We start from the raw sequence: 26,290 nt of genomic DNA, 5'->3' as shown, positions 1-26,290 counted from the left end.
CCGATCCGCCGCAGCCGGTCTTTCAGCTTTCGGCGGCGCGCACCAAATCCTGCAGGCGTCTGAGGCGTTCGGCGAGTTCGGCCGCGCTGTCCGCCGTGACCGTGGCGTGGCCGACCTTGCGCTGTGGTTTGGGGGTCTTGCCGTAATGATGGATATGCACGCCGGGAATCGCGGCGAGCGCGGCGTTGTCTGGTGCGGCGCCGATGAAATTCACCATCGCCGAGTGCCCGCGCAGCGCGGTGGAGCCGAGCGGCAGGCCGGCGATGGCGCGCAGGTGGTTTTCGAACTGCGAGCATTCCGCACCCTCGATGGTCCAATGCCCGGAGTTGTGCACGCGCGGCGCGATCTCGTTGCCGTAGAGCGCTCCGCCGGCGACGAAGAATTCGAAGGCGAGAACGCCGACATATCCGAGATGGTCGACGACGCGCCGCGCATACTCCTCGGCCTGCGTCTGCAGCGGATCGTTTGCGCGCGGCGTGGCCGTGCGCAGGATGCCGTCGCGGTGCACGTTCTCGACCACCGGATAAAACGCCAGCGCGCCGTTTTTGTCGCGCACGGCCAGGCACGACAGTTCGCGTTCGAAGGCGACGAAGGCTTCGAGGATCAACGGCTGGGTTCCCAGGCGCGCCCAGGCCGCATCGAGGTCTTGCGGCGTGCGCAGCACCGCCTGGCCTTTGCCGTCGTAGCCGAGCCGGCGGGTCTTGAGTACCGCCGGCAGACCGATGGCGTGCACCGCCCGATCCAGATCCGCGCGCGTGCTCACTGGCAGATAGCGCGGGACCGGGATCCCGAGCTGGTCGAACAGGGTTTTTTCCGACAAGCGGTCCTGGCCGACGCTGAGCGCGATCGGTGCCGGCAGAAGCGGCACGCGCGCACTGACGAACTCGGCGGTCTTGGCCGGCACGTTTTCGAATTCGTAGGTGGCGACGTCGATCGAGCCGCAGAACGCGGACAGCGCGTTCTCGTCGTCATACGCGGCGCGGAAATGCGTGCCCAGCGGCGCGGCGCAGGCTTCCGTCGCCGGGTCGAGGAAAACGAAGTCGAAATCGAGCGGATAGCCGGCCAGCGCGAGCATGCGCCCGAGCTGGCCTGCACCGAGGATGCCGATTCTCATCGCGCGGATCTCACAAACCGGTTCGGCATCACTGCTTGAGCGAAAGCGGCGCTTCGTCGAGCACCGACTGCGTCTGCTGGCGCCGGAACGCGGCGAGCCGCCGTGCGACGGCACGGTCTTCGTTGGCGATGATGGCGGCGGCCAGCAGGGCGGCGTTGATCGCGCCCGCCTTGCCGATCGCAAGCGTGCCCACTGGAACCCCGGCAGGCATCTGCACGATCGACAGCAGCGAATCGAGCCCGTTGAGTGCCTTGGACTGCACCGGGACACCGAGCACCGGCACGGTCGTCTTGGCGGCGCACATCCCCGGCAGGTGCGCGGCACCGCCGGCGCCGGCGATGATCGCCTTCAGGCCACGCTTGTGCGCGCTGGCGGCGTATTCGAACAACAGATCGGGCGTGCGATGCGCGGAGACCACGCGCGCTTCGTGCGCAATACCGAGCGCTTCGAGCGTTTCGACGGCGTGCGCCATCGTCTCCCAGTCGGACCGGGACCCCATGATCACGCCGACCAGCGGCGAGGCTTTCTTCGACACGGATGCAGACCTGCGGTCGGGAAAGCGGCGAATTATGGCACCGTCGGCCGGCGTGCGCATGACGGTGCGTCAAACCCGGCGCAGGCACACACGCGCGATGAGGAAAAAGCCTAGGGCGCGAGCAGATCGAATTCGACCGCGACGTCCGCACGGATGCGGATCTCGCCGGTGGACAGCCCCATCTCCTGGTTGCCACCATCAAACGTCTCGGCTTGTGCGCGCATCGCCATGACTTTATACGGCACCGGCGCCGCCGAGCCGGTTTCGCGCACCAGACGTGGGGGACCGAGTTTCACGTTCAGCGCCCGCGCCAGTGCCTCGGCACGGGCCTTTGCATCCAAAGCGGCGCGGGACAGCGCCTCGCGCGCCAAGCGCTCGGCCTGGCTCGATTCCAGTTGCGGCGGCGTAACGTGGTTCACCCCTGCGGGCGTTGCGCGCAAGATCAGCTCGCCGAGCTGGTCGAGGTTGCGCACCAGAATCTGGATGTCACGCCGCGCGCGATAGCCGACCAGCTTCTGTTGGCGGGTTTGCTCGTCCCAGACATATTCCGGCTGCAGCGAAATGCCGCTGGTGGCGATGTCCTCGGCCTTGAGGGCCAACGGCTGGATCGCCGCAAGATAAGCGCGCACCGCGCGGTTGACCCGATCCTGGGCCTGGCCGACCTCGGTTTCGAGTGCGTCGACGGCCAGCGTCAGCCGCGCGCGGTCGGGCAGGGCCGTCACCTCGCCGTGACCGGAAACCGAAAGCGTCCGCGGTGGCGGCGCTGCGGCGGCGCTGCCGCAAATCCCGAGGGCAAGAGCGGCAAAGAAAACGGCGCGGCGGGGCGAGGATTTCATGGCCAGGGTTTACGGTGCAGGACGAGGCAGGAAAAGCGCCGTTCCCTGAAGGGATGCGGGCGCACCTGGGTGAGTTTAAACTTAAGTCCCTCTTGCGACATCCCCGAGCGAACGACCGGACGCCGGGGTTGCACCACCGTCCACCAGACCCGCGATGAGTGCCCTCTACGAGCCCGTGACCCTGCGTCGGGATGTGATCGGCATCCTGATCCCGCAGGGAACCAAGGTCGAACTGCCAGAAGGCGCCAGCGGTGCGATCACCCAGGCGCTCGGCGGCAGCTTCACCGTGCAAGTCGAGGGCCATTTGTTCCGCATCGACGGCAAGGATGCCGATGCCCTCGGCAAGGAGCCGGTCAAAGGTCCCGAAGTGCCCCCCGACGCCAGCGACGAGGAGCTCGAAAAAGCCGTCTGGGCGCAGCTGCACACCTGCTACGACCCCGAGATTCCGGTCGATATCGTCGAGCTCGGGCTGGTCTATGAATGCAAAATCGAGCCGCTCGGCGAAGGCCAGCGCCGCGCAAAAGTGCGCATGACGCTCACCGCCCCGGGTTGTGGCATGGGCGACATCCTCGTCGGGGATGTGAAATCCAAGATCCTGGCGCTGCCGACGATCGCCGAGGCCGATGTCGAGCTGGTCTTCGATCCGCCGTGGAATCCGTCGATGATGTCGGATGCGGCCAAGCTCGCGACCGGCATGTTTTAGATAGAAAACGCGCACATGTCAGAAACGCTGACCCGCGGTGTACGCATCATCGTGCGGCCGCGCTACGTGCCGGAGCAGTCCGATCCGGCTGCCGGGCAATATCTGTTCGCCTATCACATCACGATCCGCAACGAAGGCGAGGACACCGTGCAGTTGCTGTCGCGTCACTGGGTCATCACCAATGGCGAAGGCAGAATCGAGGAAGTGCGCGGCCCGGGCGTCGTCGGCTACCAGCCGGTCCTCAAACCGGGCGAGGAATTCCAGTACACCAGCGCCTGCCCGCTCGACACCCCGGTCGGCACCATGCACGGTGAATTCCAGATGATCCTGCCTGCGACCGGCGAGGGTTTCGACGCCCGCATCAATCCGTTCCGCCTCGCCGTTCCGGGCATCCTCAACTAATCCGCCGGCATCCGCCCGGCCGCGAGCATGCGGCGGGCGCGACGCATGTTCCACGCCGTGCGCTGTTCGTCCCACAGGTAGTAGAAGAAGGATCGCAGCAGGCCGCGGCGGGGATCGGCGTTTTGGCCGTCGGCGAGCCGGAAGATCTGCTGGTAGTACCAGCCCTGCTGGCCGAGCACGTTGAGCAGCTTGATGAAGAAGATCGGCGAGGCCCCAGAGAGCCAGCGGCTGTGCCCGAGCACGACGGTCTTTTCATAACGCGGGGCTTCATCGATCTCGCCGGCGAGCAGCCGCTTGGGAAAATCGGGGTCGGTGCACAGCGGTCGTGCCAGGCCGATGACCGCGCAGTCACCGGAGGCCAGCGCCGCCTCCATGCCGGCACGCGTGCGAAACCCGCCGGTGACCATCAGCGGCATGCGCGCGACCGTGCGGATTTTCGCCGCGTAATCGAGGAAATAGGCTTCACGCTGGCGTGTGCTTTCGCGCTGCGGTTCGGCGGCGCTGTCGGCACGTCCGGCGTAGCCGAGCAGGCGCGGTTGCTCGTAAGTGCCGCCGGAGATTTCCAGCAGATCGACCGATTCGGCATTGAGCAGCTCGACGACGCGCAGACACTCGGCATGGGTGAAGCCGCCTTTGCGGAAGTCGTCGGAGTTGAGTTTGACGCTGATCGGAAAATCGGCGCCCACGGCTTTGCGCGTCGCGCGCAGGGTTTCGATGAGAAAGCGCGCACGGTTCTCGATGCTGCCGCCCCAGGCATCGGTGCGCCGGTTGGTCACCGGTGACAAAAACGAGCTGAGCAGATACCCATGCGCCGCGTGGATTTGCACACCGGTGAAGCCGGCTTCGCGCGCGATGGCCGCGGCACGGGCGAAGCGCTGGATGAAGTCGAGGATTTCATCCTCGCGCAGGGCACGCGGCCTGGCGTAGTTGCCGAACAGCTCGAGCTGCACCGCAGACGGACCCAGCGGTTCGCTCGTGACGTAGCGCGGGGACTGGCGACCGGCGTGCGAAAGCTGCATCCACAGATGGTTGCCGGCGTGCGTGCCGGCCCGGGCCCAGGCCTTGAGCCGGTCAAAGCCGCCATTGCCGTCGATGGCGACGTTGCCGGGCCGTTCGAGCACGCGCCGGTCGATCATCACGTTTCCCGTGATCAGCAGACCGGCGCCGCCCTCGCTCCAGCGCCGGTACAAGGTGACGTGACGCGCGGTTGCGCGCAGCCAGGGATCGGCGATGCCCTCGGTCATCGCGGCCTTGCACAGGCGGTTGGGGAGCACGGCGCCACAGGGCAGGCGCAGCGCTTGCGCGAGCAAACCGGTCATCGGCGGGATCTCCTGATCGAATATGCGCGGGGCGGGCCAGAGTCTGTCCGTGCACGCCCGGCATGGCAAGCGGCGCGCAATGCGCCGTCAGCGCTGACAGCGCGGGCAGTAGAACGAGGAGCGCTGGGCGATGACGAGACGGCGGATGGTGGTGCCACAGCGGCGGCAGGGCGCACCGGCGCGGCCATAGACGGACAGCTCCTGCTGGAAATAGCCGGATGCGCCATCGGCCCCGGCGAAGTCTCGCAGCGTCGTGCCACCGAGCGCCACTGCGTCGGCGAGCACCGCGCGGATCGCCGCGGCCAGACGTGTGCAGTCGGCGCGCGTGAGCCGACCGGCCGAGCGACTCGGGCGGATGCCGGCGCTAAACAGCGCCTCGGTCGCGTAAATGTTGCCGGCACCGACGACGATGCGCCCATCCATGACAAAGCTTTTCACCGGTGCGGTGCGGCCACGGGACTGCTGGAACAGATAGGCGCCGTCGAATTCCGGTGCGAAGGGTTCCGGTCCCAGATGACGCAGCAACGCAGGCATCGATTCACCGGCCGGCCACAGCAGCATGGCGCCAAAGCGGCGCGGATCGTGGAAGCGGACCAGGCGGCCGTCGTCCAGCCACCAGTCGATGTGGTCGTGGGCGCGCGGCGGCGTGTCGGCGGGGAGGACACGCAGGCGCCCGCTCATGCCCAGATGCACGAGCAGGCGGTCGTCCGAATCGAGGGTGACGATCAGGTATTTGCCGCGGCGGTCGAGCGCGACGACGCGCCGGCCGCACAGCCGCTCGGCGAGATGGGTCGGCACCGGCCAGCGCAGGCGCGGCTCACGCACGGCCACGCGGACGATGCGTCGCCCGGTCAGATGGGGCGCAAGCCCCCTGCGGACGGTTTCGACTTCCGGCAGCTCGGGCATGATCGGCATCCCGGCGCGCCGGCGAGGAGCCCGGCGCGCCGAAGCAAACGCTCAATCCTTTTTCTCGGATTCCGCTTGCGGCTTGGATTCCGACGCAGCCGGTGCGGGCGGTGGGTCGGGCAGCTTCAACAGCTTATCGACGTCGGTTTTCGACAGTGTGTAGCGGACGCCGTAGTCCGGCCGGTCGATCTGCAGCTGCGGGTCGCGCGCGACGATGCGCAGCAGCACGTCGCCGTCGGCGAGTGTGAGCTTGACCACCTCGCCGCTGTCGCCAGCATCGCTGGGGCGGCGCGCGTTCCACATCGCCCGCGCGTTCTTCCAGGCATCGACGAAGCGCTGTAACCGCTCGGCCGCGACATCGGCCTGACCTTCGGCCACCCAGGAGGCGCCGTCGTCGCTGCGGCGCACGGTCAGGCCCGGCACCTCGATCCGCCGGATCTCGGCGTTTTTCGGCAGCAGCTCCTTGGCGACGAGATCGCTGTAGTCGGCGTCGAGCGCAGCGCTCGGCGGATCGCTGACCAGTGCGACGCGGTCGCCGGTCTTGATATAGCGCCGGTACTCGAGCGGCTCGCTGTCGCCGAAGGCGAGCACCTGATCGTTGAGCGTGACCGTGTAGCGGGGCGGGTCGAGCTTGAGTTCGGCCAGCGAGACCTCGGTCAGCGGCAGGCTGCGCTTGACCTCGAGTTTGGCCAGACCGACGAGGCTGCTGACCTCGAAGGGGTCGGTCGGTGCCTTGACCGGCTCGACCAAGCGCCACTCGCCGTCTTGTTTTTCGAGCTTGATCACCGGCGCATCGGGATGCGCGATCGTGATCGTCTTCAGATCGTTTTCCGCGAGCGGCGTGAGCGGCGGCAGCGTCTCCGGCTTGGCGCGACCCAACCAGGCCGCAAGGGCAAGACCCACCACCACGACCGCGAGCGCGAGATTGAGGTGTACGCGTTTCATCGGCCAAACCCCCGTGGTTTTACTTGCGCCGGCGCACGATCCAGCGGCCGACGCCGAAGCCGAGCAGGATGAGCGGCAGCAGCAGCACGAAGAAGCCGGCGATACTCATCAGCGCCCACCCCGGCAGGTACAAGGATGTATCCGGAGCTTTCTTGACGTCGATGTTGAGCTGGGCGTCGCGGCTGGCGAGCCACTGCACGATGTTGAGCCCGAGCTGCTGATTGCCGAGCTCGCCGACGTAGGCGTCGGAGAGAAAATCGGCGTCGCCGACCAGCACAATGCGCTGCGGCCGGCTCTTGGTGGTGTCCGTGGCCGCATCGGCCTTGTCGCCATCGCCATCCGCCTTCTTTTCGCCTTGCGTCTGCGCCGGCGGGGTGTACTGGCGCGTCAGGGTCAGGCCGATCGTCAGCGGCCCGCGGATGTCGCTGGCATCCAGGCTCACGCGGCCGGAGGCGATGTCGCCGGTTTCCAACCATGCCGCCGCCGAAGTCTGCAGCATCGGCTGCGCGGTCCAGCCCTCTGCCCCGAGGCTTTTGACCGAGCGCGCCAGCGGGAACAGCGTGACCATGTCCAGATCCTGGGTCACGGGATTGGGCGGATAACCGACCGCGGCGAAGAAGCCGGGATGGCCGGTGCCGAGGAGCTGGTACTCCGGCAGGATCGCATAACCGTTCTGCCACTCGATGCCGAGATCCTGCGCAAGACCGTCGATGCCGGCCGGAAAATCCGGATCCGCGAGCCACAGCAGGTTGCCGCCGCGCTTGACGTAATCGCGCAGGATCTGCACTTCGCCGTCGAATAGCTTCGACTGTGGCGAGGCGATCACCAGTACGCTGGTGTTGTCGGGGATGCTGGGCGTGCGCACCAGGTTGAGGCTTTGCACCTTGAGCCCTTTGTCGCGCAGGGTCTGCGCAAAGCGCGCATAGCCATCCGGCGTGCTGCCCTGGATCGAGCGCTCGCCGTGCCCTTCGAGGAAGACCACGTACTGTTCGCCCGAATAGGCCAGGCGCTGCAGCGCCGTCGTCACCGCCTGCTCGGTGGTCGCGCGCAGGTTCTCGCGCCGGCCCTGGTACTCGACGACGACTTCGCCGACGAAATTGATGTTGAACTCGCGCACCTTTTGCGGCGAGGTGCTCGGATCGACGAACTCGATGCGGATGTCCTTCTTCACCCGCGTGTACTTGCCGAGATCCTCCTCGACACTGCGCCGGGTGTCCGCGCCGCTCGGAGCGAACACGTAGAACGTGATCGGATCAGGCATCGATTCGAGCTGCTTGACGCTCGCATCGGTGAGCGTGTTGCGCTTGTTCGCGGTCCAGTCGAGTTCGGCCTTGTAGCGCACCGACAGAAAGCCGAGCAGGACGACGACGGCGAGCACGAGCACGCCGTTCAAGAGTTGCTGGATGAGGGTTTGCTTCTTGTTCATGTGTCTGTAGCCCCCGATCAATTGCGTTCCATGTCCAGGCGCAGCACCGTCAGCCACAGGAACAGCGCCGAGAACAGGACGTAATAGATCGCATCGGCGGTGTCGAAGACGCCGCGACGCAGGCTTTCGTAATGGCTGATCAGCGACAGATAGCCGAACAGCTCCTTGAACGGCACGCTGTCGTTGTAGGCGAGGATGTTGATCAGCCAGACGACGAGCAACAGGCCGAAGCTGCCGACCGCGGCGATCGTCGGTTCGCGCGTCAGCGACGACACGAACAGACCCGCGGCGCCGAACGCCATCATCAACAGGAACAGGCCCAAGAGTCCGGCAGCCAATCGGCCCCAGTCGAGATTGGTGGACCAGTTCAGCGCCAGCGGCATCGCACCGAGCAGCAGCACGATCACGGCGATGAAGCCGAGCAACCCGACGAACTTGCCGAGCACGATCTCGATCAGGGAGATCGGCGCCGAGAACAGCAAGGTGATACTGCCGGATTTGCGCTCTTCGGCGAACAGGCGCATCGTCATCAGCGGCATCACCAGCAGCAGCAGGATCGTCGCAAAGCCGTACAGCGAGCCGCCGATATAGTCGGACACGCCGAACTGATCGCCGCCCATGCCGGCACTGTTCGCGTATTCGACCAGCAGGTTGATGAAGACAAACCCCATGATGAACTGCACGACCGCGAGCACCGCCCAGGCCAGCGGCGACAGGAAGATGCGGCGCAGCTCGTAACGCGCGATGTTGAACACGGTGCTCATGCCGCCGCCCTCGTTTCGTCACGCGAGGTCAGTTCCACGAAGATTTCCTCCAGCGTGTGCGTGTGTGCCGACAACTCGTACAGGCCCCAGTTGCCGCGCGCCGCGGCGTCGGCGAGCGCTTCGCGCGGGTCGCTTCCGCTCTCAGGCTCGAGACGGAACAGGCCATTGCCGAGCGCGGAGACGGTTTTCACGCCCGCGATGGCGGCCAGCGCCGCCTGCTCCGGCGGCCGGCGCAGGCCGATGGTGATCGCGCCGATGCGCCCGGTGCGGGTTACGTCGAGCGACTCGTTATAGACCACGCGGCCGCGCGCAACGATCATCACGCGGCCGCACACGGCCTGGATCTCCGGCAGGATGTGGCTCGACAGAATGACGCTGTGGTTTTGGCCGAGATCCTTGATCAGCTTGCGGATCTCGCGGATCTGGATCGGGTCGAGGCCAACCGTCGGCTCGTCGAGGATGACCACCGGCGGTCGATGGATGATGGCCTGCGCAATGCCGACACGCTGCTGATAACCCTTGGACAGGTTGCCGACCAGGCGGTGCCCCACGTCGGTGAGCCCGCAGTCGCGCTTGGCCGAATCCAGCGCCGCGTCGAGCGCCTTTTTGGCGACGCCGTGCAGTGCGGCGCAGTAACGCAGGTATTCATCGACGGTCAGCTCCGGATAGACCGGCGGCTGTTCTGGCAGGTAGCCCAGATGCCGCTTCGCGGCCTTGGGATCCTCATGCAGCGACACGTCCTTGATGAACACCTCGCCGCTGGTGGGCGCGAGGTTGCCGGTGAGCATTTTCATCGTCGTTGACTTGCCGGCGCCGTTGGGACCGAGCAGGCCGAGGATCTCCCCCTTGCGCAGCGTCAGATCCAGGTTGTCGACGGCCACGGTCGGTCCATAGCGGCGCGTCAGCGCGCGCGCCTCGATCAGGACTTCGTTATCCATACCCCTCGTTCGATGGTTGTTGGTGGAGGCCCCGGCACGGCCGGGCGCAGCTGTGACTGCACAACGGCCGCCGAGTTCCAAAAAGTGAAGCCGGGATTGTAAGAACCCCCCGTCCGCCTGCAAGGCGGTCGATCAATAAATACGGGGTTGACCCGGCGGCCGCCGGCGGAACCGTTTGTAACCCCACCAGTACTGCTCGAGGCAGTCGCGTGCGCAGCGTTCGAGCCCTGCATTCATCGCGGCGACCGCCGTTTGCAGATCAGAGCTGTAGATCTCCGGCGGGGCGGCGAACCAGTGGGCGACGAATCCGCGGCCCCAGCTTAAGCGTTCGCCGTAGAAGAACACGACCCGGGCCCCGGTTTTCTGCACGAGCTTGGCGACCAGCGTCGGGGTATGCGCCTCGACACCGAAGAAAGGCGCGAACACGCCGCGGCCCGGCGGCGGGTCCTGATCCGGCATGAAGTAGACCGTCTCGCCGCGCTGCAGCACTTCGACGACCCGGCGGCCGACGCCGCCCTCGGCCGCGAGCATCTTGCCGCCGAAGCGGCAGCGGCCTTGCAGCGACAGCGCGTCGATCGCGTTCTTCTGCGGTTTATATAAACCGGTGGCCGGGTAACGTCGGGAGAACGGAATCGCGCAGGCTTCCCAGTTGCCCTGGTGCAGCGTCAGCAGCAGCATGCCCTTGCCCTGCGCCAGGGCCTGATCGATGACCTCGGCGCCGCGCCAGGCCTTGACCAGAGCGAGCACCCGTTTTTCCGGCGCGAGCCAGATCACCGGCATTTCCAGAATGGTTTTGACCTCATGGCACAAGGAGCGGCGCACCAATCGCCGGCGCTCGCCGGCGCTTAGATGCGGCAGACAGACTTCGAGATTGCGGTAAGCGGTGCGGCGGCGGCCGTTGGGCACCAGCCACAACACCCAGCCGGCGAGATTGCCGATGCCGTGGAGGACGACCAGCGGCAAGCGGGACAGGATCAAAAACAGGATGCGCATGGGCGCGGATTATGCGCATCCGCGCCGAAACGCGCCCGTGACGGCGGTTTTCAGGATGCGAGCGCTGGCGCCGGTCCGGCCAGTTCCAGGTGCCGGATCAAGGCGTCGAGCACGGTGAAATAGCGGGCGGGGTCGCGCAGCAGTTCGTGATAGCGGGCCAGCTCACGGCAAAGCCGCGGATGCGCATTGAGCCACGGTCCCAGACGTGCCGACAGCGTGCGCAGCACCTGGGGATGGTCGCGCTCCAGGGCTTCGATCTCGGCGAGCGCCGGTTGCAGCCACTGCTGGCGGCGGGCACGCGCGCGGGCGCGCCGCCACAGGGTCAGCAGATAACCGATCGCCGTTCCGGCGACGGCGCTGCCGGCGGCAGGCAACAGTGCATCCGGGTCGAGCGCATAGGGGACGAGACCCAGGCCCAGGCCGGTCAGCGTCAGCAAGGTGTCGAGGTCGCGGAAACGCGCGGGATCGGCATCGGCATAACGCTGGGTGTGCGGCAGGCGCGCCTTGATGCGCAAAGCGAGGTGATAGGGGTGCATCGCCATGGCTGGAAGCGGATGTCGTCGGGAAGGCCGATTCTCGGCGCGGACGGTGCCATCTTGCCGGCGGTGGTGACCGGAGGTCGTGTGCGGATGGACGGATGGCGTGCCGCTGGACGAAAGCGGGCGCGGCCGGAGGAGCACTTCGTCCGGCCGCGCCCCTTGCGCCCCCACCCGACAATGGCTGTGCAGGCAGTGCGCAGACGGGATCAGGCAGCGGCCGTCAGCGGTGCGCCAGCGACGGCCGGGGTACGGCGGGCGCTCCAGCCGATGCGCCAGCCCGCCGCCTCGAGGCGGTCGAGCCAGGCATTGGCGAGCGCATCGGCATAGGCGGTCCCGAACCGCGAGCGCGTGCGGCGCTGGTCGATCCAGACCATCCAGCCGTCGTCGGCACCCTCGCACAGGCGCAGCAGGCAATCACCGCGCGCATCCTGGCTGACGAACAGCGCGCGCATGCCGGCGCCGTTGCGGGTGAGCAGCACGCTCGCAAGCAGGGTCTCGTGGGTTTCGATCCATGCGCTCAGCGTCGCATGCGGGCCCATGCCGGGCAGATAAGTCGTCGTGTCCATGTCCCGCTTAGCGGACCGCACGCGGCTGTGCTGAGCCGGCAAAAGCCGGCGGATCGTGTAGGAAAACGCCGCGCGCAAGATCGGAAAAATGCGCTCACGCCAGCAGCAGGCCGTGCGCGATCCGGACCGCATGGCCGCCGACCCGGACCGCGCGGACCGCGCCGCCAGCGCGTTCGGCAGTGACGTAGAGCCGGCTCGGCCGGCCCATTTCGATGCCCTGATCGATCCACCACTGCAGGACGCCGTCGGCAATCGTAGCCTCGGTCGCCAGCGCGCCGCCCAGCGCCGCCGCGGCCGAACCGGTGGCCGGATCTTCGACGACACCCATCGCCGGCGCAAACATGCGTGCGCGCAGTTCGCCTTCGTAGCCACGGGCATAGACGTAGAGCGCCTCGGCCCATTGGCCGGCGAGGCGGGCGCGCCAGGCGGCGACGTCGAAGGCGATGCCTGCGAGGATTTCGGGCGCGCGCACCGGCACCAGGACGAATGGCAGGCCACAGGACACCGCGCGCACGGTCTCACCGGCGCTGCCCAGGTCGGCAGGATCCAGGCCGAGGATGTGTGCGATGTCGGCGGTGCGCGGCGGCGTGCCGTATTCTGGGCGCTGCGCCGCGGTCAGCTCCGCGTACGGCGGCTGACCGGGGATCCGGCACACGCGCACCGGTACCGGGCCGATGCCCTCCTGCAGTGCAAAGCGCACCTCCGCTTGCGTCTGTGGCACGAGTCCCAGTTCCACGAGCAGGCAGGCGGTGCCGATCGTCGGATGCCCAGCAAAGGGCAGTTCCCGTAGCGGGGTGAAGATGCGGACACGCGCCGGTGTGCCCGCGGCGTTTGCGGTCTGCACGAACACGGTTTCCGACAGATTGAATTCGCGCGCGATGGCCTGCATCCGCGCATCCGACAAGCCGTCGGCCTCGAGCACGACCGCGAGCGGATTGCCGCAGAACGGCTGGTCGGTGAAAACGTCGAGCAGGTGGTAGGGCAGTGGCATGCAGCGCTCCGGGTGCCGGAATGCCGATTGTCGGTCACCATCCCGGCGCACGCACCGGCGCGACGGATGCCTGCTGGGCTTTTACACTCGGACTTTGCGCAAGCGATCACGTACACGAGGGGGACAGGCCATGACCGGAGCTGTGACGACGCGGCCAGGTGCTGCCGGGCGACTGCTGGGTGCCATCGAACGCATCGGCAACAGGCTGCCCGATCCGGCCCTGCTGTTCGTGGCGCTGCTGCTGATCGTGTGGGTGTTGTCGTGGCTGCTCTCCGGCGTGAGCTTCGAGGTCGTCGATCCGCGCAGCGGCGCACCGGTGCAAGTCAAAAACCTGCTCGCTGGCGGTGAGCTGACGCGGTTCTTTGCCGACATGGTGCGCACGTTCGTGGGGTTCCATCCGGTTGGCGTTGTGCTCGTCGCGATGCTGGGCATCGGGGTGGCCGAACACACAGGTTTCATCCATGCCGCGTTGCGCGCCCTGCTCGCGGTGACCGCGCGGACCTGGCTGACGCCGATGGTGATATTCGTCGGCATCATCCTGCTGACCGCGTTTCTCAACCCGTTCGTGGGCTCGGCGTCGGCGAAATGGGCGCTGCTCGCGCCGATCTTCGTGCCCATGCTGATGCAGCTCGGCATCGCGCCGGATCTGACGCAGGCGGCATATCGCATCGGCGACTCCAGCACCAACATCATCACCCCGCTGATGCCGTATTTTCCGCTGGTCGTGGTGTTCTGCCAGCGCTATGTCAAAAACACCGGCATCGGGACCGTGACCGCGATGATGCTGCCGTACGCGCTGGTGTTTCTCATCGTCTGGAGCGCGTTTTTGCTGTTGTATTGGGGGCTGGGTCTGCCGCTCGGGCAGCAATCGGCGTACACCTATTCCCCGGATCCGGCTTGAAGCGCCGTTCTCAGCGATCTGGCGCGGCGGCGCGCAGATCGGATGGCAGCCGCGGCGAGGCCAAAAGCTCGGCGAACACGCGCCAGCGTGCCGCCGGATCGCTCCCGGCGCGCGCTTCGACGTAGCGCGCGACCAGCGCTTCTCCCAGGGCGTAGTTGACGATGTAGCTGCCATAGCGGCGGAAAAAATCCACGCGCTGCGCCGCGCGCGCCGGCGAGGCCAGCGCCAGATCCTGCAGACGCTGCCGGGTTTGTGCGGCGTCGGCGCGGCCGTCGAGGAACTCGCGCGCGGCGGCGATCGTCGCCAGGCCAATCACGTCTGCAGCGGCGGTGACCTCGACGTAGCGCTGTGCCTCGGCCGGATCGAAGCCGGCGAGCGGGAACAACACATCCCTCAGGAAAGCGATGCGCTCGGCGCGTGGGAAGGTCAGCTCGAGCGCATAGTCGGCGCTGCCTTCGGCGATCAGCGATTGCGGCGAAAACAGCGGATAAACGCTGTATTCGATCCAGCCGCGGTCGCGCACGAGGGCTTTTTCGAGCAGGCAGTTGTAAACGTGATGACCGGGATAGCCTTCGTGCACGGCGAGTTCGAGCGCGCGCGCCACGGTGACCGGCAGGTCGGTGTTGATCTCGATGCGGCTGCGATAGCCGCCCTGGTACCAGTTGTATGCACTCCAGGGTTGGCCGCGGACCAGCACGAGCTCGAAGTTTTCTCCGGGCGGCAGATCGATGAAGCGGGCCGTGCGCCGCCGGGCCTCCTCGATCGCCGCGCGCATCACCGTCTCGAGGCGCTTGGGCGGGATCGCAAAGCGTTCGAGATAGGCGTTGTAACGCTGCGCCAACGTGCCATCGCCCGGCAGCAGGGCGGCGAGCGGCGCCAGGCGCGCGCGCAGCTCGGTGTCGGTGACCGGCGGCGGGACGACATCGTAGAGCGCACGCGCCTGCGCATCGAAGCCCAGGCGTTCGCCTTGCAGCGCGCGGGTATGGACGAGCAGCGCATCGAGCTGGCGCAGCAGATAACGCTGGCGCAGGACGACGAGTGGATCCGGCGACACCGGCATCGCGGCCAGCGCTGCGCGCGTGGCCTGCGCCTGCTCGGCGATGCGCGCCAGCGCCAGCGGCGCCGCGGCCGCCTCTGTGCGCCATGCCGCGGGGCCGTAATAGGCATCGACGTAGAGTGGATCGTGCTGCCCCACCGCCAGCACGAGGCGCACATAGGTTTCGGCGATGCGGTTCATCGGCGCGGCGTCGTCCGGGCGCGGCGCCGGAGTGCTGCATGCGCACAGGACGGCGGCGAACATGAGCAGGTAGTGTTTCGACATGGCGATGGAGCGTGCGGAACGGATTGAGGCCGGCATCGGAAAAGCTTTAGTTTGCACACGGACCGGCTGCGGATGGCGCTGATGGACCGAAGACCCGAGCTTGCCCGCTACGGCGCACTGGCACAACTGGGGCACTGGCTGACGGTGCTGTTGCTCGTCGGCGTGTTCGGTTTGGGCTTTTACATGGTCGATCTGCCGCTGTCGCCGGCGCGGGTCAAGCTGTTTGCCTATCACAAGTGGATCGGCGTGACCGTGTTCGCCGTGGCCGTGCTGCGGCTGATCTGGCGGGCGGTGTCACCGCCGCCGCCACTGCCGGACACGCTGCGCCCCTGGGAGCGGCAGCTCGCCGCGCTCACACACCGGCTGCTGTATCTGCTCGTGCTCGCCGTGCCCCTATCCGGCTGGTTGATGAGTTCGGCCAAGGGGTTTCAGACCGTATGGCTGGGCGTGCTGCCGATCCCGGACCTGCTCGACAAAAATCCCGCCCTCGGCGCGGCGCTCCAGCGCGTGCACTTCGCATTGAACAAGCTGCTGCTCGCAGTGGTCGTACTGCATGTGGGCGCGGCACTCAAGCACCATTTCATCGACCGCGATACCGTGTTGCTGCGGATGCTGCCGCGGGCGATGATCCAAACCCGGCACAGGGGCAAGGCATGAAATTCACTGCGGGGATCGCGGCGCTGCTGCTCGCCGGTGTACTGTTACCGGCCATTGCTGCGCCGCGCACGCTGATCCGGGAGAAGAGCTACATCGAGTTCACCGTGCGGCAAATGGGGGTGCCGGTGAGCGGCCGGTTCACCCGCTTCGATGCACACATCACGCTCGATCCGGCCCATCCACAGACGGCGGCGGCCCAGATCCAGGTCGATGTCGCGAGCCTGACCACCGGCAGCGAGGAAGCCGACACGGTCGCCCTCGACCGGCCGTGGCTCGATGCCGCGGGCTTCCCGAAGGCCACGTTCATCAGCACGGCAGTACGCGCCGTGGACGGTACGCGCTGGTTGGCCGAGGGCACGCTCACGATCCGCGGCATTTCGCGCCCGGTCAGCGTGCCGGTTTCGCTGCAGCCGCAGGCCGAGGGCGCGCTGCTCGCCAACGGCGAGCTGCGCATCCGCCGCACCGATTTCGCGATCGGCGGCGGCGAATGGAACGAGGATGAGCTCGTCGCCGACGAGGTGCTGGTGCGCTTTTACCTGTGGCTGGCGCCGCCTGCGCGCTGAAGCCCCCGACCCGGTTTTTCAGGAGCAGTACCGCACAAGGAGACGCAAGATGAAGAGACGATTGCTGGCGCTGATGCTGTTGACCACAGGCGGCGTGGCCGTTGCCGCGCCCGAGACCTACGTCATCGACGACACCCACACGCTGCCGACGTTCGAAGTCAGCCACCTCGGCTTTTCGACGACGCGCGGCAGCTTCACCCGCACCCAGGGGACGATCGTGCTCGACCGCGCCGCCAAAACCGGACGTATCGAGGTCACGATCGATGCGAACTCCCTGCACACCGCGGTACCCAAGCTCACCGAGCATCTGAAGAACCCGGATTTCTTCGACGTGGCCAAATACCCGACGATCACCTTCAAGTCCAACCAGCTGGAGTTCGACGGGGATGAACTGGAAGCGGTCACCGGCGAGCTGACGATGCACGGCGTCACCCGCCCGGTGACGCTGGAGATCACCCACTTCGTCTGCAAGGAGCATCCGATGAAGAAAGTGCCGCACTGCGGCGCGGATGCAGAAGCGACGATCCGGCGCAGCGACTGGGGCATTAGCGCGTACTCGCCCGCAATCGGCGAGGAGGTCAAGCTCAAGATCCAGGTCGAGGCGTCGAAGCAGCCGTAAGCGGTTTACCCCAGCGGGGCCGGCAGCGGGCGCAGGCCCTTGCCGGCACCCGCTCTGATGTGCGCACGGATCAGCCGCCGCCTTGCTGTTGCTGCTCGACCTCGCGGCTGTCCGGCACGAGAATGCGCGCGGCGACGATGCCGAGCTCGTAGAGCAGATACACCGGGATGGCGAGCATGATCTGCGAGACCACGTCCGGTGGCGTGAAGATCGCGCCGACGACGAAGGCGCCGACGAACACATACTCGCGGATCGACGCGAGCTTCGCCGGTGTGACGAAGCCGGTCTTGACCAGCAGCACCAGCGCGACCGGGGTTTCGAACGCCAGGCCGAACGCCAGGAACAGGCCGAGCACGAAATCCAGGTATTTGCTGATGTCGGTCATCACCGCGACGCCTTCGGGTGCGATGCCGACGATGAACTTGAACACCGTCGGCAGCACCAGGAAATAGGCAAACGCGATGCCCAGGTAGAACAACAGCGTGCTCGACACCATCAGGGGCACGACCAGGCGCCTTTCGCTCTTGTACAGACCGGGTGCGACGAACGCCCAGACCTGGTAGAGCACCCACGGCATCGCGACGAAGCAGGCGACCAGCGCGGCGAGCTTGATCGGCGTGAAGAACGGCGAGGCGACTTCCGTTGCGATCATCGACGCGCCTTCGGGCAGCATGCGCAGCAAGGGCTGCGCCAGCCAGGCGTAGAGCTCCTTGGCGTAGATCACCAGCGGCAGGAAGACCAGCGCCACGCCCCAGACGATCTTGAGCAAGCGGTCGCGCAGTTCCAGAAGATGCGCGACCAGCGGCTGCTCGGGTTGTTCGGATTCGGTCATGGGTCAGCGGTCGTCGCTGCGCGGATCACCCGTACCGGGTCGGGGCGGCTGGGTGCCGACATCGGCGATCGTGCGCTGGACGGCGTCCTGGACGGCCTGGCCCTGGTCGCGGAGCAGCCGGTTGGCGTCTTCGAGCTGCCGTTTGAGTTCGGCCAGCCTGGCCTCGCGGTCCAGCTCCGCGGTCAGATGGCGCAGATAACCACGCGCCTGGCCGGTCCAGCGGCCGAGTGTGCGCGCCACACCCGGCAGTTTTTCCGGGCCGAGCACGATCAGCGCGATGACGAAGCACAGCAGCAGTTCGGAGAAGCCGATGTCGAACATGGCGGACCCCAGCCGGCGCGACGATGCGCGGTGGTGCTGTGGCTAGATCTTCTCGTTCTGCCGCGTTGCGTCGCTGCCGGTGGGCTTGCTGTCGGCGGCGGTGATCTGGCCGGCGGCGTCCTTGCCCTCGGTTTCACCCTCTTTCATCGCCTGTTTGAAATTCTTGATCGCGCTGCCGAGATCGCCGCCGAGGTTGCGCAGCTTCTTGGTGCCGAAGATCAGCAGGACGATCAGCAGGACGATCAGCCAGTGACCAATGCTCAGAGATCCCATGTGCCTTACCTCGTCTTGTCTTGCAAACGGGCCGCCTTCTCGGCATGACCCGACGTACCGAACCGACGCGCCAGCTCGTCGGTGAGCCGCGTCAGCGGCAGATCGCGCTGGGCCAGCAGCACCAGCGTGTGGAACCACAGATCGGCGAGCTCGTGCACGAGCGCACCGTCGTCCCCGTTTTTCGCGGCGATCAGGGTTTCTGCCGCCTCCTCGCCGATTTTCTTCAGAATCGCGTCCATCCCCTTGGCATAGAGGCTGGCGACGTACGAACGATCGGGGTCCGCGGACTTGCGGGCCTGCAGCACGCGGTACAGCTCGCCAAGAATGTCGCCGGCGGAAGTCAAGGATGTCACCGTCAGGTTGCACTCCGGCGACAGTTTACGCCTGGATGGCTGACGCGGGGGCGCGATGCGGATCGCCGCGGTTCAGATGCGCACAGGCACCCCTTTGTCGGCGAGGTAGCGCTTGGCCTCGCCGATGGTATGGGTGCCCTGGTGAAAAATGCTGGCGGCGAGGACCGCATCGGCACCGCCGGCGGTCAGGCCGTCGTAGAGATGGTCCAGGGTGCCGACCCCGCCGGACGCGATCACCGGCACGGGTACGGTGGCGCTGATCGCCTGCAGCAGCTCGAGGTCATAGCCGGACTTGGTGCCATCGCGATCCATGCTGGTGATCAGCAGTTCGCCGGCGCCGTGCTCGACCATGGTGACGGCCCATTCGACGGCGTCGAGTCCGGTGGCGCGGCGGCCGCCGTGCGTGAACACCTCCCAGCGTGGCGGCTCGGTCTTGGGCTTGCGGCCCAGCGGCGACTTCTTCACGACGCGCTTGCAGTCGATGGCAACGACGATGCACTGCACCCCGTAGCGCTCGCCGGCTTCGGTGACGAAGCGGGGGTTTTCGACCGCCGCCGTGTTGATGCTGACCTTGTCGGCCCCGGCCGAGAGCAGCGCACGCACGTCGGCGCAGCTGCGCACGCCACCACCGACGGTGAGCGGGATGTAAATCTCGCGCGCGACCTGCTCCACGGTCTGGAACAGCGTCGGCCGGTCTTCGGCGCTCGCGGTGATGTCGAGAAATACCAGTTCGTCGGCGCCCTGATAATCGTATTTGCGCGCGACCTCGACCGGATCGCCGGCGTCGCGTATGTCCTCGAACTTGACGCCTTTGACGACACGACCGCGGTCGATGTCGAGACAAGGAATGATGCGTTTGGCGAGCACGGGAGCGTGGGCGGGGTTGGGGAACTAGCGCAGGGCTGGCGCGCGGGCGGTCATCGGCCCGCTCTCTCTTTACGCGCGGGCGATCTTCAACGCCTCCTTGAGGCTGAGGCTACCCTGGTAGAGCGCACGGCCGATGATGGCGCCGGCAACGCCGTCGCCTTCCAGCTCCTTGAGGCGGTGGATATCGTCCAGCGAGCTGACGCCGCCGGAAGCGAGCACCGGCGTGCGCAGGGCCCGCGCCAGCGCACGCGTGGATTCGACGTTGAACCCCTGCATCATGCCGTCGCGGGTGATGTCGGTGTAGATGATGGCTTCGACGCCGTCGCGCTCGCAGTGCAGCGCGGTTTCGATCACGTCGTGCCCGGTCAGCTTGGACCAGCCGTTGAGCGCAACGCGCCCGTCCTTGGCGTCGAGGCTGACGATGATATGACGGGGAAATTCCAGGCACAGATCGTGCAGGAAATGCGGCGCATTGATCGCTTTGGTGCCGATGATCACGTACTGCACACCGGCGTTGAGATACCGCTGCACGGTTTCCTCGTCGCGAATGCCGCCGCCGACCTGGATCGGCACGTTCACCGCCGCGGCGATGCGCTCGACGCTGTCGATGTTGATCGGCTGGCCCTTGACCGCGCCGTCGAGGTCGACGATGTGGATGCGCTCAGCCCCTTCATCGGCCCAGCGTCGGGCCACGGCCACGGGATCGTCGGAGAACACCGTGACGTCATCCATCCGGCCCTGGCGCAGGCGGACGCACTGGCCGCCCTTGAGATCGATCGCGGGTATCAACAGCATCGGCTGTACGAAAGCGTGGGTGGAATAACGTCTGTCGGTGCTCGGCGTGATGCGGGCCGGGGTTTGCTTGGGATTTCGGCTGGAATCCTGACGTCGGTAGCCACTGTGCCGCAAACCCCGGGGTGCTGGCAAGCCGTGGCCTTTAAGGACTCCACTGGGTGAAGTTGGCGAGCAGGGTCATGCCGACGTTCTGCGATTTTTCCGGGTGGAACTGGAACGCGGCGATGTTGTCGCGCGCGATCGCAGCGGCAAACGGATGCCCATACTCGGCCGTGCCGAGCACATGCGCGGGATCGGCCGGCTGCGCGTGATAGCTGTGGACGAAATAGAACCAGGATTCGTCCGGCACGCCGGCCCACAACGGATGGGCCTGCGCCTGGCGGACGCGGTTCCAGCCCATGTGCGGCACCTTCAGGCGCGCGCCCGGCGTGCCCGGCGAAGGATCGGGAAAGCGCACGACCTTGCCAGGGAACAGCCCCAGCGCTGCCACCCCGCCGTTTTCGTCGCTCCACTCGAGCATCACCTGCATGCCCAGGCAGATGCCCAGCATCGGCTTGCTGCGCGCGGCCTCGACGATCATCTCGTTCAATTCCAGGCGGCACAGCTCTTTCATGCATTCGCGCACACCGCCGACGCCCGGCAATACCAGGCGGTCGCAGGACAGCAGTTCCTCGGGGTCGTAGCTGATGAGCACGCGGCCCGATGATGAGACCCGCTCCAGCGCCTTGCCGAGCGAGTGCAGATTGCCCATGCCGTAATCGATGATGCCGATCGCGCTCATGCCGGACGGTCACTCCACGGGCCCGCCGCGCGGACGTCGCAATGGGGGGAAAACGCGTTCATCTGGGGAGGATGCCTACAGGCTGCCCTTGGTCGATGGCACCGTATCGCCGAGACGCGCATCGCGGCCGCAGGCCATGCGCAGCGCGCGGCCGAACGCCTTGAACACGGTTTCGACGATGTGGTGCGCGTTGCGGCCGCGCAGGCAGTCGATGTGCAGCGTCACCTTGGCGTGATTGACGAAACCCTGGAAGAACTCGCGGAACAGATCGACGTCGAAGGTGCCGATGCGCCCGCGCGGAAACTCGACGAAATATTCGAGCCCCGGCCGGCCGGACAAATCGACGACGACGCGCGAGAGCGCCTCGTCGAGCGGCACGTAGCTGTGGCCGTAGCGCACAAGCCCCTTCTTGTCGCCGAGCGCCTGGTCGAAGGCCTGGCCCAGAGTGATGCCGATGTCCTCGACGGTGTGATGGTCGTCGATGTGCCGGTCGCCGCGCGCCTGGATGTCGAGATCGATCAGGCCATGGCGGGCGACCTGGTCGAGCATGTGCTCGAGGAAGGGGATGCCGGTGTCCAGGCGCGACTGACCCGAACCATCGAGGTTCAGACTGACCCGGATCTGGGTCTCGCGCGTATTGCGTTCGACGCTAGCGGTGCGGGCGGCCATGGGCCCTAAGAGGCTGGCACAAAGGGGCGGCTATGGTACTCCCGGGTTGCGCGAATTTGAACTTGCCCGGGGCTGCGCGGTTTGCTCAATGCGCCTCCAGCCAGAACGTCACCGGGCCGTCGTTGACTAGGCCGACCTGCATGTCGGCGCCGAAGATGCCGCTGCCGACGGTCGGCCACAGGTGCTGGGCGCGCGTCACCAGCCATTCGAAAAGCCTGCGCGCCTGCTCTGGCGGCGCCGCCGTGGAAAACCCCGCCCGCGTGCCCGAGTGGGTATCCGCCGCGAGCGTGAACTGCGGTACCAGCAGCAGGCCGCCGCCGTGGTCGCGCAGCGAGCGGTTCATGCGGCCGCGATCGTCGGCGAAGACGCGATAGCCGAGCACGCGGTCGAGCAGCCGCTCGGCCTGCGCCTCGCCGTCGCTGCGCTGAATACCGACCAGTACCAGCAAGCCGGGGCCGATCGCGGCGATGCGATGGCCGCCAACGCTCACCGAGGCTTCGGACACCCGCTGTAACAGGCCAATCATCCACCCCCCATCCGGCTTTTGGTGCGATTGAGAATTTTCCTACACGATCGGTTCCGTTCGGCGGACAGCGGTACTCCCTGGGGTTGCGCAAACTAAGCGTGCTCCGTCGGGCCGCCCCCTTACTGGCACGGCGGGGCAACATGGTTTTTCCTCCTCCCTTCGAGCCCGGTTCCCCACCGGGCTTTTTCTTGTCTTGTCGTCTTGGCTCGTACGGCCTGCGATTTTGTGGCGGGGTGACGCCGTGGCCCTGCCGCATCAGGTCATCAGCGGGCCGATTTTGTTCACCGCGCTGCCCTGGACGTAATCGACGCCGGCGGCGCGCAGCAGCGCGAGCGCGGATTCGGATTCGATGTTGATTGCGGCGGTTTTGCGCCGAAGCAGGTGAGCGGCCTCGCACAGCCATTCGAGATGTGAACGATCGAGCGCATCGAACTCGATGTTGCGGGTCACGTGCGGATGGATCTTCATGTAATCGACCGGCAGGTGGCGCAGTTGGGTGAGGCCGGTCGTCGTATGGCAGCGGTCGAGCGCAAAGCGCACACCGAGCGGCCGCAGCTGCTCCATGAAGCGCTGCACCACCGAGCTTTGGCTCACGGCGAAGGACTCGTCGATCTCGAGGCACAGCCGGTCGGCCGCCACCGATGAGTTGCCGATGATTTCGAAGGCAGCCGGCGCGAACGAGGGGTCGATCAGGCTCTGTGATGCAAGATTGAGACTCGCCACTGCGTGCGTTTCGAGCAGGTGCGGATTGGCGGCGAGTGCATCGAGCAGGTGTTGCAATGCCCATAGATCGACCCGCCGCGACTGCTGCAGGCGTTCGATCGCCGGCAGATAGTAGCCCGGCTCGAGCCAGACGCCGTCGTCGTCCTCGACGCGGATGAAGAACTCGACCAGCGGTCGCTCGGGCGGGGTTGTCAGCGAGCGCAGCTCCTGAGAGATCAGGTGCGCGCGACCGTCCTCCAGGCGGGGCAGCAGCCACGCGAGCCAGGCCTGGTCGTCCCGGCGGCGCGATGCCACCACGGCATCGGGGACATCGCGTTGCACGCGGTTGCCGCCGTGCTGCTTGGCGAGCAGCAGCAGATTCTCGGCGACGCCAAGGACGGCGGAGCGGTCCACGGTCTCGCGGGTGATCGGCACGAGGGCGATGCTGAACGTGCAGGGTATGCGCTGGCCCTGCCAGACCAGCGGATGGTCCTCGGCGTGCTTGCGCACGCGCTCGGCCACTTCAGCCGCGCGTCTCTCGTCGTGGCCGATCAGCAGCGCCGCCATGCGCGCGTTGGAGTAGCGGTAACCGCTGCCGGCGTCGACCAGCGACATCGCGAAATTCTTGGCCGCATGCCACAGCGCCTGCTCGCCGGCCCAGTAACCGTGCTGCTCGTTGATGCGGTCGAGGTCGTCGACGCGCAGGTACAGCAGCATGTGCTGCACGCCGGTGGATTTGGCCTCGGCGATGAGCTCGTCGAGGCGGCGTTCGAAAGGCTCCCGCGACAGCAGTTTGGAGCCCCAGCCCTGCATGTCGGCGTCGCTGAGCGACAGCGTCGGCTTCTCGGTGTGCGCGACGGCGTTCGGGTCGTCGGCCCGGCTGAAGCGCACGGTGCAGCCGAGCGTGCGCCCGGTGCCATCGAGGATCGCACCGGCGGTGACGAACACCGGGACCGGCTCGTTCTCGTGGTTGACGAGCACCGCCTGCTGGATCTGCGGGATGCCGGAGCCGGAACCGAGCACGCGAGGCAGGAAGTTGCGCAGCGGAAAGTCGCGGAACTGTTCGGGGCCGTCCTGGAACAGCGGCGCGACGTCGTCGAAGCGCTTGCCGATCAGGCTTTCGCGCGGAGCGCGCAGCAGCGTTGCCGTCGCCGGGCTCACGCCGACGACGGTGCCGGTCGCGTCGGTGACCAACACGGCGTCCTGGACCGTGTTGAGCACGGCATCGCGCAGGCCCAGCGCGGCTTGCTGCTCCGCGGCGAGCCGCGTCAGGCGGTCGCGCATGCTGCGGTTGATCTGCAGCAGGGCATTGAGCTGCTCGCCGCGCTTGTCGTTTTCCTGCGCCAGTTGCTCGTGCCGTGCGTGACGGTGAGCGGTCCGCTGGCGCAACCTGCGCGCCCGCAGCTTGCGCCGCAATTCGACGAGTGGCTGGCGTACGCTGCGCCGCCATACGCCGTAGGCGACCAGCAGCACCAGCAGCACCTGGAGCGCAGCGTGCAGTTGGATCAGCGGCCAGGCGGCGCTGCCATATTTCGCGAGCAGCGGGCCCAGCCCGAGCTGCAGCAGCAGCCCGGCGGCGAGCAGGGCGAGGGCGATCAGCAGCAGCCAGCCCTGCAGGGCACGCGCGCGCTGGCGTCCCAATATCCGGATCAGCGGCCGCGAAACGGACATGCTCTAGCTCCCCTCGGTGCGTCCATGCGCTGGCGGTGCGGCGGTCAATAACGCCTCGATGTGTGACCTTAACTCATCGAGCCCCAATCCGGTGTGTGCCGAAAACAGCTGCATGCTCACCGCGCCGTGTTGCGGCAGCGCCCGGCGCATGGCCAGCAGGGTGTTCTTGGCCGCACCAAAGCCGAGTTTGTCGGCCTTGGTCAGCAGCAGATGGCAGGGTAGCCCGCGGTGCAGGAGCCAGTCCAGCATCTGCCGATCCGACGCAGCGAGCGGATGGCGGATGTCCATGATCAGGACGACGCCGCGCAGATTGGATCGCGTTTCCAGGTAGCGGCCGATCAGATCGCTCCAGTCGCGCTGCAGCTCGCGGGACACCTTGGCGTAGCCGTAGCCGGGGAGATCGGCGAAGCGGCCGCCGGGAATCTCGAACAGATTGATCCATTGCGTACGCCCCGGTGTCTTGCTCACGCGCGCCAGTGCGTGCTGTCCGCACAGCGCGTTGAGCGCGCTGGACTTACCGGCATTGGACCGTCCGGCGAACGCGATCTCGGGCAGCGGATCGCGCGGGAGCTGGTCGAGCCGGGCGCAGGAGCGCAGGAAACGTGCACCGGCGAACGGGTTGGCTGAAGGCGGCGGCATCGGGGTCGCGGGTTGCGGGCAACAGGGGTCCTCAAGCATAGCGACCGCGGCTTTGCGCGTGCCAACACCGCTGCCGGGCATGTAGAATCGCGCGCTGAACTTCGTCCAGGCCATGCCGGATTTGTCCGGTTCCTCGTTTCCGGCATCGGCCAAGTTTTGGGAGTCGATACGAAATGAAGCGCCTTTTGCTGGCTGTGGTCGTGTGTGCCCCGGCCACCTTGCCGTTCGCAGCCTGGGCCGAAAGCGGCCGCGATCCCTTCACCCAGGGCAGTGCCGAAGCCGGCGCCGCCAAGGCCGCGACCTGTGTCGCCTGCCACGGCCCGGCCGGCAGCAGCAGCAATCCGGAATGGCCCAAGCTCGCCGGCCAGGGGTCGCGCTATCTCTACGAGCAGCTCAAGCGCTTCAAGGCAGGCGAGCGCAAGAATCCGCTGATGGCGGCGCAGGCCGCGGCGCTGTCGGACCAGGACATGCGTGATCTGGCCGCCTATTTCGCCGCCCAGCCGTTTGCGCCGGGCGTGGCGAGCGCATCGGCCGTGCCGGTCGCGCAGAAGCTGTATCGCGCCGGTGACGCCGCGCGCGGCCTGCCTGCCTGCGCCGCCTGCCACCTGCCGGACGGCGCCGGCGTGGCGGCATCGGGCTATCCGCGGCTGGGTGGCCAGCACGCAACCTACGCCGCCAAGATGCTGCGCGAGTACCGCGATCTGGCCGCACAGGGCGCACTCGAGGGGAACCCGGGCATCATGGCCGCGGTCGCAGCCAAGCTCTCCGATGCGGAGATCGAGGCGCTCGCCTCGTACATCAACGGCTTGCAATAAGGAATCGA

At 66.9% G+C, this 26,290-nt stretch carries 32 protein-coding genes; 7 read left to right on the top strand and 25 right to left on the bottom strand.

Annotated features, from left to right (window positions below; translation table 11 throughout):
* Positions 1–22: 22 nt before the first annotated feature.
* From BMZ48_RS00890 to BMZ48_RS00880, 3 genes are all read right to left on the bottom strand, one after another.
* The gene (locus BMZ48_RS00890) at positions 23–1,114 is read right to left on the bottom strand and encodes a 5-(carboxyamino)imidazole ribonucleotide synthase (protein WP_091530189.1); all 1,092 of its coding nucleotides are present in this window, start codon (positions 1,112–1,114) and stop codon (positions 23–25) included.
* 28 nt (positions 1,115–1,142) lie between these two features.
* Positions 1,143–1,613, bottom strand: coding sequence for a 5-(carboxyamino)imidazole ribonucleotide mutase (gene purE, locus BMZ48_RS00885; RefSeq protein WP_366449851.1), 471 nt, complete (start codon positions 1,611–1,613; stop codon positions 1,143–1,145).
* A gap of 146 nt (positions 1,614–1,759) precedes the next feature.
* Entirely contained in the window at positions 1,760–2,485 is a 726-nt protein-coding gene (locus tag BMZ48_RS00880) for an SIMPL domain-containing protein (RefSeq protein ID WP_091530180.1), read from the bottom strand.
* 154 nt (positions 2,486–2,639) lie between these two features.
* Here BMZ48_RS00880 and sufT point away from each other — a divergent pair, with 154 nt between their 5' ends.
* The gene (sufT, locus tag BMZ48_RS00875; protein WP_091530177.1) at positions 2,640–3,188 is read left to right on the top strand and encodes a putative Fe-S cluster assembly protein SufT; all 549 of its coding nucleotides are present in this window, start codon (positions 2,640–2,642) and stop codon (positions 3,186–3,188) included.
* Positions 3,189–3,203: 15 nt separating this feature from the next.
* Entirely contained in the window at positions 3,204–3,590 is a 387-nt protein-coding gene (apaG, locus tag BMZ48_RS00870; protein ID WP_091530172.1) for a Co2+/Mg2+ efflux facilitator ApaG/CorD, read from the top strand.
* Here apaG and BMZ48_RS00865 read toward each other — a convergent pair.
* From BMZ48_RS00865 to BMZ48_RS00820, 10 genes are all read right to left on the bottom strand, one after another.
* Positions 3,587–4,909, bottom strand: coding sequence for an NADH:flavin oxidoreductase/NADH oxidase family protein (locus BMZ48_RS00865; protein ID WP_091530166.1), 1,323 nt, complete (start codon positions 4,907–4,909; stop codon positions 3,587–3,589). The two genes, apaG and BMZ48_RS00865, sit on opposite strands and share 4 nt — an antisense overlap.
* An 87-nt stretch (positions 4,910–4,996) precedes the next feature.
* Positions 4,997–5,815 carry a bifunctional DNA-formamidopyrimidine glycosylase/DNA-(apurinic or apyrimidinic site) lyase gene (gene mutM / locus BMZ48_RS00860; protein ID WP_091530719.1) on the bottom strand — a complete coding sequence of 273 codons (819 nt, stop codon included), beginning with the start codon at positions 5,813–5,815 and terminating at the stop codon, positions 4,997–4,999.
* 51 nt (positions 5,816–5,866) lie between these two features.
* Positions 5,867–6,760, bottom strand: coding sequence for a DUF4340 domain-containing protein (locus tag BMZ48_RS00855; protein WP_091530162.1), 894 nt, complete (start codon positions 6,758–6,760; stop codon positions 5,867–5,869).
* A 19-nt stretch (positions 6,761–6,779) separates the two neighbouring features.
* Positions 6,780–8,186 (bottom strand): GldG family protein, encoded by a 1,407-nt coding sequence (locus BMZ48_RS00850; RefSeq protein WP_091530154.1) that lies wholly within the window; start codon positions 8,184–8,186, stop codon positions 6,780–6,782.
* A gap of 17 nt (positions 8,187–8,203) precedes the next feature.
* Complete coding sequence (locus BMZ48_RS00845; RefSeq protein WP_091530151.1) at positions 8,204–8,950, bottom strand: ABC transporter permease; 747 nt, start codon at positions 8,948–8,950, stop codon at positions 8,204–8,206.
* Positions 8,947–9,888, bottom strand: a complete 942-nt coding sequence (locus tag BMZ48_RS00840; RefSeq protein WP_091530147.1) for an ABC transporter ATP-binding protein — start codon at positions 9,886–9,888, stop codon at positions 8,947–8,949. Before BMZ48_RS00840 ends, BMZ48_RS00845 begins: the two co-directional genes overlap by 4 nt.
* A 132-nt stretch (positions 9,889–10,020) precedes the next feature.
* Positions 10,021–10,881, bottom strand: coding sequence for a lysophospholipid acyltransferase family protein (locus tag BMZ48_RS00835; protein WP_091530140.1), 861 nt, complete (start codon positions 10,879–10,881; stop codon positions 10,021–10,023).
* Positions 10,882–10,931: 50 nt separating this feature from the next.
* Positions 10,932–11,423, bottom strand: coding sequence for a hypothetical protein (locus BMZ48_RS00830; RefSeq protein ID WP_091530137.1), 492 nt, complete (start codon positions 11,421–11,423; stop codon positions 10,932–10,934).
* Positions 11,424–11,626: 203 nt separating this feature from the next.
* The gene (locus tag BMZ48_RS00825) at positions 11,627–11,986 is read right to left on the bottom strand and encodes a hypothetical protein (RefSeq protein ID WP_143383585.1); all 360 of its coding nucleotides are present in this window, start codon (positions 11,984–11,986) and stop codon (positions 11,627–11,629) included.
* A 94-nt stretch (positions 11,987–12,080) separates the two neighbouring features.
* Complete coding sequence (locus BMZ48_RS00820; protein WP_091530129.1) at positions 12,081–12,977, bottom strand: PhzF family phenazine biosynthesis protein; 897 nt, start codon at positions 12,975–12,977, stop codon at positions 12,081–12,083.
* Between BMZ48_RS00820 and BMZ48_RS00815 the strand changes: the two genes are divergently transcribed.
* Positions 12,976–13,878 carry an AbgT family transporter gene (locus BMZ48_RS00815; protein ID WP_436198139.1) on the top strand — a complete coding sequence of 301 codons (903 nt, stop codon included), beginning with the start codon at positions 12,976–12,978 and terminating at the stop codon, positions 13,876–13,878. The genes BMZ48_RS00820 and BMZ48_RS00815 overlap by 2 nt on opposite strands.
* Before the next feature lie 10 nt (positions 13,879–13,888).
* Here the strand turns inward: BMZ48_RS00815 and BMZ48_RS00810 are convergent, their stop codons facing one another.
* The gene (locus tag BMZ48_RS00810; RefSeq protein WP_143383584.1) at positions 13,889–15,199 is read right to left on the bottom strand and encodes a hypothetical protein; all 1,311 of its coding nucleotides are present in this window, start codon (positions 15,197–15,199) and stop codon (positions 13,889–13,891) included.
* A gap of 81 nt (positions 15,200–15,280) precedes the next feature.
* Here BMZ48_RS00810 and BMZ48_RS00805 point away from each other — a divergent pair, with 81 nt between their 5' ends.
* From BMZ48_RS00805 to BMZ48_RS00795, 3 genes are read left to right on the top strand one after another with little or no spacing between them, the layout of a single operon-like run.
* The gene (locus BMZ48_RS00805) at positions 15,281–15,856 is read left to right on the top strand and encodes a cytochrome b (RefSeq protein WP_091530715.1); all 576 of its coding nucleotides are present in this window, start codon (positions 15,281–15,283) and stop codon (positions 15,854–15,856) included.
* Positions 15,853–16,419, top strand: a complete 567-nt coding sequence (locus BMZ48_RS00800) for a YceI family protein (RefSeq protein ID WP_091530113.1) — start codon at positions 15,853–15,855, stop codon at positions 16,417–16,419. Before BMZ48_RS00805 ends, BMZ48_RS00800 begins: the two co-directional genes overlap by 4 nt.
* A gap of 49 nt (positions 16,420–16,468) precedes the next feature.
* Positions 16,469–17,038, top strand: a complete 570-nt coding sequence (locus BMZ48_RS00795) for a YceI family protein (RefSeq protein WP_091530110.1) — start codon at positions 16,469–16,471, stop codon at positions 17,036–17,038.
* Positions 17,039–17,108: 70 nt separating this feature from the next.
* Here BMZ48_RS00795 and tatC read toward each other — a convergent pair whose 3' ends face one another.
* The 11 genes from tatC to yihA form a co-directional block, all read right to left on the bottom strand.
* Positions 17,109–17,870, bottom strand: a complete 762-nt coding sequence (tatC, locus tag BMZ48_RS00790) for a twin-arginine translocase subunit TatC (protein ID WP_091530106.1) — start codon at positions 17,868–17,870, stop codon at positions 17,109–17,111.
* 3 nt (positions 17,871–17,873) lie between these two features.
* Entirely contained in the window at positions 17,874–18,191 is a 318-nt protein-coding gene (gene tatB, locus BMZ48_RS00785) for a Sec-independent protein translocase protein TatB (RefSeq protein WP_091530103.1), read from the bottom strand.
* Positions 18,192–18,233: 42 nt separating this feature from the next.
* Positions 18,234–18,464: a Sec-independent protein translocase subunit TatA gene (gene tatA, locus BMZ48_RS00780; RefSeq protein WP_091530100.1), complete on the bottom strand. Its 231-nt coding sequence runs from the start codon at positions 18,462–18,464 to the stop codon at positions 18,234–18,236.
* Positions 18,465–18,469: 5 nt separating this feature from the next.
* Positions 18,470–18,817: a phosphoribosyl-ATP diphosphatase gene (locus tag BMZ48_RS00775; protein WP_436198138.1), complete on the bottom strand. Its 348-nt coding sequence runs from the start codon at positions 18,815–18,817 to the stop codon at positions 18,470–18,472.
* Positions 18,818–18,889: 72 nt separating this feature from the next.
* Positions 18,890–19,684: an imidazole glycerol phosphate synthase subunit HisF gene (gene hisF / locus BMZ48_RS00770; RefSeq protein WP_091530096.1), complete on the bottom strand. Its 795-nt coding sequence runs from the start codon at positions 19,682–19,684 to the stop codon at positions 18,890–18,892.
* A 69-nt stretch (positions 19,685–19,753) separates the two neighbouring features.
* A complete protein-coding gene (gene hisA / locus BMZ48_RS00765; RefSeq protein ID WP_091530092.1) occupies positions 19,754–20,479 on the bottom strand; it encodes a 1-(5-phosphoribosyl)-5-[(5-phosphoribosylamino)methylideneamino]imidazole-4-carboxamide isomerase in 726 nt (241 codons plus the stop codon).
* 142 nt (positions 20,480–20,621) lie between these two features.
* On the bottom strand, positions 20,622–21,260 hold the full coding sequence (gene hisH / locus BMZ48_RS00760; RefSeq protein ID WP_091530089.1) for an imidazole glycerol phosphate synthase subunit HisH: 639 nt from the start codon (positions 21,258–21,260) through the stop codon (positions 20,622–20,624).
* 75 nt (positions 21,261–21,335) lie between these two features.
* Entirely contained in the window at positions 21,336–21,929 is a 594-nt protein-coding gene (gene hisB, locus BMZ48_RS00755; protein WP_091530085.1) for an imidazoleglycerol-phosphate dehydratase HisB, read from the bottom strand.
* A gap of 85 nt (positions 21,930–22,014) precedes the next feature.
* A complete protein-coding gene (dtd, locus tag BMZ48_RS00750) occupies positions 22,015–22,455 on the bottom strand; it encodes a D-aminoacyl-tRNA deacylase (protein WP_091530080.1) in 441 nt (146 codons plus the stop codon).
* Between the two features lie 255 nt (positions 22,456–22,710).
* Positions 22,711–24,828 carry an EAL domain-containing protein gene (locus tag BMZ48_RS00745; protein ID WP_091530078.1) on the bottom strand — a complete coding sequence of 706 codons (2,118 nt, stop codon included), beginning with the start codon at positions 24,826–24,828 and terminating at the stop codon, positions 22,711–22,713.
* 3 nt (positions 24,829–24,831) lie between these two features.
* Positions 24,832–25,467 (bottom strand): ribosome biogenesis GTP-binding protein YihA/YsxC, encoded by a 636-nt coding sequence (yihA, locus tag BMZ48_RS00740; protein WP_091530708.1) that lies wholly within the window; start codon positions 25,465–25,467, stop codon positions 24,832–24,834.
* 173 nt (positions 25,468–25,640) lie between these two features.
* Between yihA and BMZ48_RS00735 the strand changes: the two genes are divergently transcribed.
* Positions 25,641–26,282: a c-type cytochrome gene (locus tag BMZ48_RS00735; protein ID WP_091530075.1), complete on the top strand. Its 642-nt coding sequence runs from the start codon at positions 25,641–25,643 to the stop codon at positions 26,280–26,282.
* Positions 26,283–26,290: the final 8 nt, after the last annotated feature.

The organism is Fontimonas thermophila, from assembly GCF_900113085.1.
Taxonomy (GTDB): domain Bacteria; phylum Pseudomonadota; class Gammaproteobacteria; order Nevskiales; family Nevskiaceae; genus Solimonas; species Solimonas thermophila.
This window is presented reverse-complemented; position numbering and strand designations above follow the sequence as displayed.

Excerpts from the sequence above, each read along its gene's own strand:
- hisB (WP_091530085.1), bottom strand. The coding sequence starts at position 21,929 with ATGGCCGCCCGCACCGCTAGCGTCGAACGCAATACGCGCGAGACCCAG.
- tatA (WP_091530100.1), bottom strand. The coding sequence starts at position 18,464 with ATGGGATCTCTGAGCATTGGTCACTGGCTGATCGTCCTGCTGATCGTC.
- BMZ48_RS00830 (WP_091530137.1), bottom strand. The coding sequence starts at position 11,423 with ATGGCGATGCACCCCTATCACCTCGCTTTGCGCATCAAGGCGCGCCTG.
- dtd (WP_091530080.1), bottom strand. The coding sequence starts at position 22,455 with ATGATTGGCCTGTTACAGCGGGTGTCCGAAGCCTCGGTGAGCGTTGGC.
- BMZ48_RS00855 (WP_091530162.1), bottom strand. The coding sequence starts at position 6,760 with ATGAAACGCGTACACCTCAATCTCGCGCTCGCGGTCGTGGTGGTGGGT.
- tatB (WP_091530103.1), bottom strand. The coding sequence starts at position 18,191 with ATGTTCGACATCGGCTTCTCCGAACTGCTGCTGTGCTTCGTCATCGCG.
- apaG (WP_091530172.1), top strand. The coding sequence starts at position 3,204 with ATGTCAGAAACGCTGACCCGCGGTGTACGCATCATCGTGCGGCCGCGC.
- BMZ48_RS00865 (WP_091530166.1), bottom strand. The coding sequence starts at position 4,909 with ATGACCGGTTTGCTCGCGCAAGCGCTGCGCCTGCCCTGTGGCGCCGTG.
- BMZ48_RS00805 (WP_091530715.1), top strand. The coding sequence starts at position 15,281 with ATGGACCGAAGACCCGAGCTTGCCCGCTACGGCGCACTGGCACAACTG.
- mutM (WP_091530719.1), bottom strand. The coding sequence starts at position 5,815 with ATGCCCGAGCTGCCGGAAGTCGAAACCGTCCGCAGGGGGCTTGCGCCC.
- hisH (WP_091530089.1), bottom strand. The coding sequence starts at position 21,260 with ATGAGCGCGATCGGCATCATCGATTACGGCATGGGCAATCTGCACTCG.
- BMZ48_RS00845 (WP_091530151.1), bottom strand. The coding sequence starts at position 8,950 with ATGAGCACCGTGTTCAACATCGCGCGTTACGAGCTGCGCCGCATCTTC.
- BMZ48_RS00800 (WP_091530113.1), top strand. The coding sequence starts at position 15,853 with ATGAAATTCACTGCGGGGATCGCGGCGCTGCTGCTCGCCGGTGTACTG.
- BMZ48_RS00835 (WP_091530140.1), bottom strand. The coding sequence starts at position 10,881 with ATGCGCATCCTGTTTTTGATCCTGTCCCGCTTGCCGCTGGTCGTCCTC.
- sufT (WP_091530177.1), top strand. The coding sequence starts at position 2,640 with ATGAGTGCCCTCTACGAGCCCGTGACCCTGCGTCGGGATGTGATCGGC.
- BMZ48_RS00840 (WP_091530147.1), bottom strand. The coding sequence starts at position 9,888 with ATGGATAACGAAGTCCTGATCGAGGCGCGCGCGCTGACGCGCCGCTAT.
- BMZ48_RS00795 (WP_091530110.1), top strand. The coding sequence starts at position 16,469 with ATGAAGAGACGATTGCTGGCGCTGATGCTGTTGACCACAGGCGGCGTG.
- BMZ48_RS00815 (WP_436198139.1), top strand. The coding sequence starts at position 12,976 with ATGCAGCGCTCCGGGTGCCGGAATGCCGATTGTCGGTCACCATCCCGG.
- BMZ48_RS00890 (WP_091530189.1), bottom strand. The coding sequence starts at position 1,114 with ATGAGAATCGGCATCCTCGGTGCAGGCCAGCTCGGGCGCATGCTCGCG.
- hisA (WP_091530092.1), bottom strand. The coding sequence starts at position 20,479 with ATGCTGTTGATACCCGCGATCGATCTCAAGGGCGGCCAGTGCGTCCGC.
- BMZ48_RS00810 (WP_143383584.1), bottom strand. The coding sequence starts at position 15,199 with ATGTCGAAACACTACCTGCTCATGTTCGCCGCCGTCCTGTGCGCATGC.
- tatC (WP_091530106.1), bottom strand. The coding sequence starts at position 17,870 with ATGACCGAATCCGAACAACCCGAGCAGCCGCTGGTCGCGCATCTTCTG.
- purE (WP_366449851.1), bottom strand. The coding sequence starts at position 1,613 with ATGGGGTCCCGGTCCGACTGGGAGACGATGGCGCACGCCGTCGAAACG.
- BMZ48_RS00880 (WP_091530180.1), bottom strand. The coding sequence starts at position 2,485 with ATGAAATCCTCGCCCCGCCGCGCCGTTTTCTTTGCCGCTCTTGCCCTC.
- yihA (WP_091530708.1), bottom strand. The coding sequence starts at position 25,467 with ATGCCGCCGCCTTCAGCCAACCCGTTCGCCGGTGCACGTTTCCTGCGC.
- BMZ48_RS00745 (WP_091530078.1), bottom strand. The coding sequence starts at position 24,828 with ATGTCCGTTTCGCGGCCGCTGATCCGGATATTGGGACGCCAGCGCGCG.
- BMZ48_RS00825 (WP_143383585.1), bottom strand. The coding sequence starts at position 11,986 with ATGGACACGACGACTTATCTGCCCGGCATGGGCCCGCATGCGACGCTG.
- BMZ48_RS00850 (WP_091530154.1), bottom strand. The coding sequence starts at position 8,186 with ATGAACAAGAAGCAAACCCTCATCCAGCAACTCTTGAACGGCGTGCTC.
- BMZ48_RS00735 (WP_091530075.1), top strand. The coding sequence starts at position 25,641 with ATGAAGCGCCTTTTGCTGGCTGTGGTCGTGTGTGCCCCGGCCACCTTG.
- BMZ48_RS00820 (WP_091530129.1), bottom strand. The coding sequence starts at position 12,977 with ATGCCACTGCCCTACCACCTGCTCGACGTTTTCACCGACCAGCCGTTC.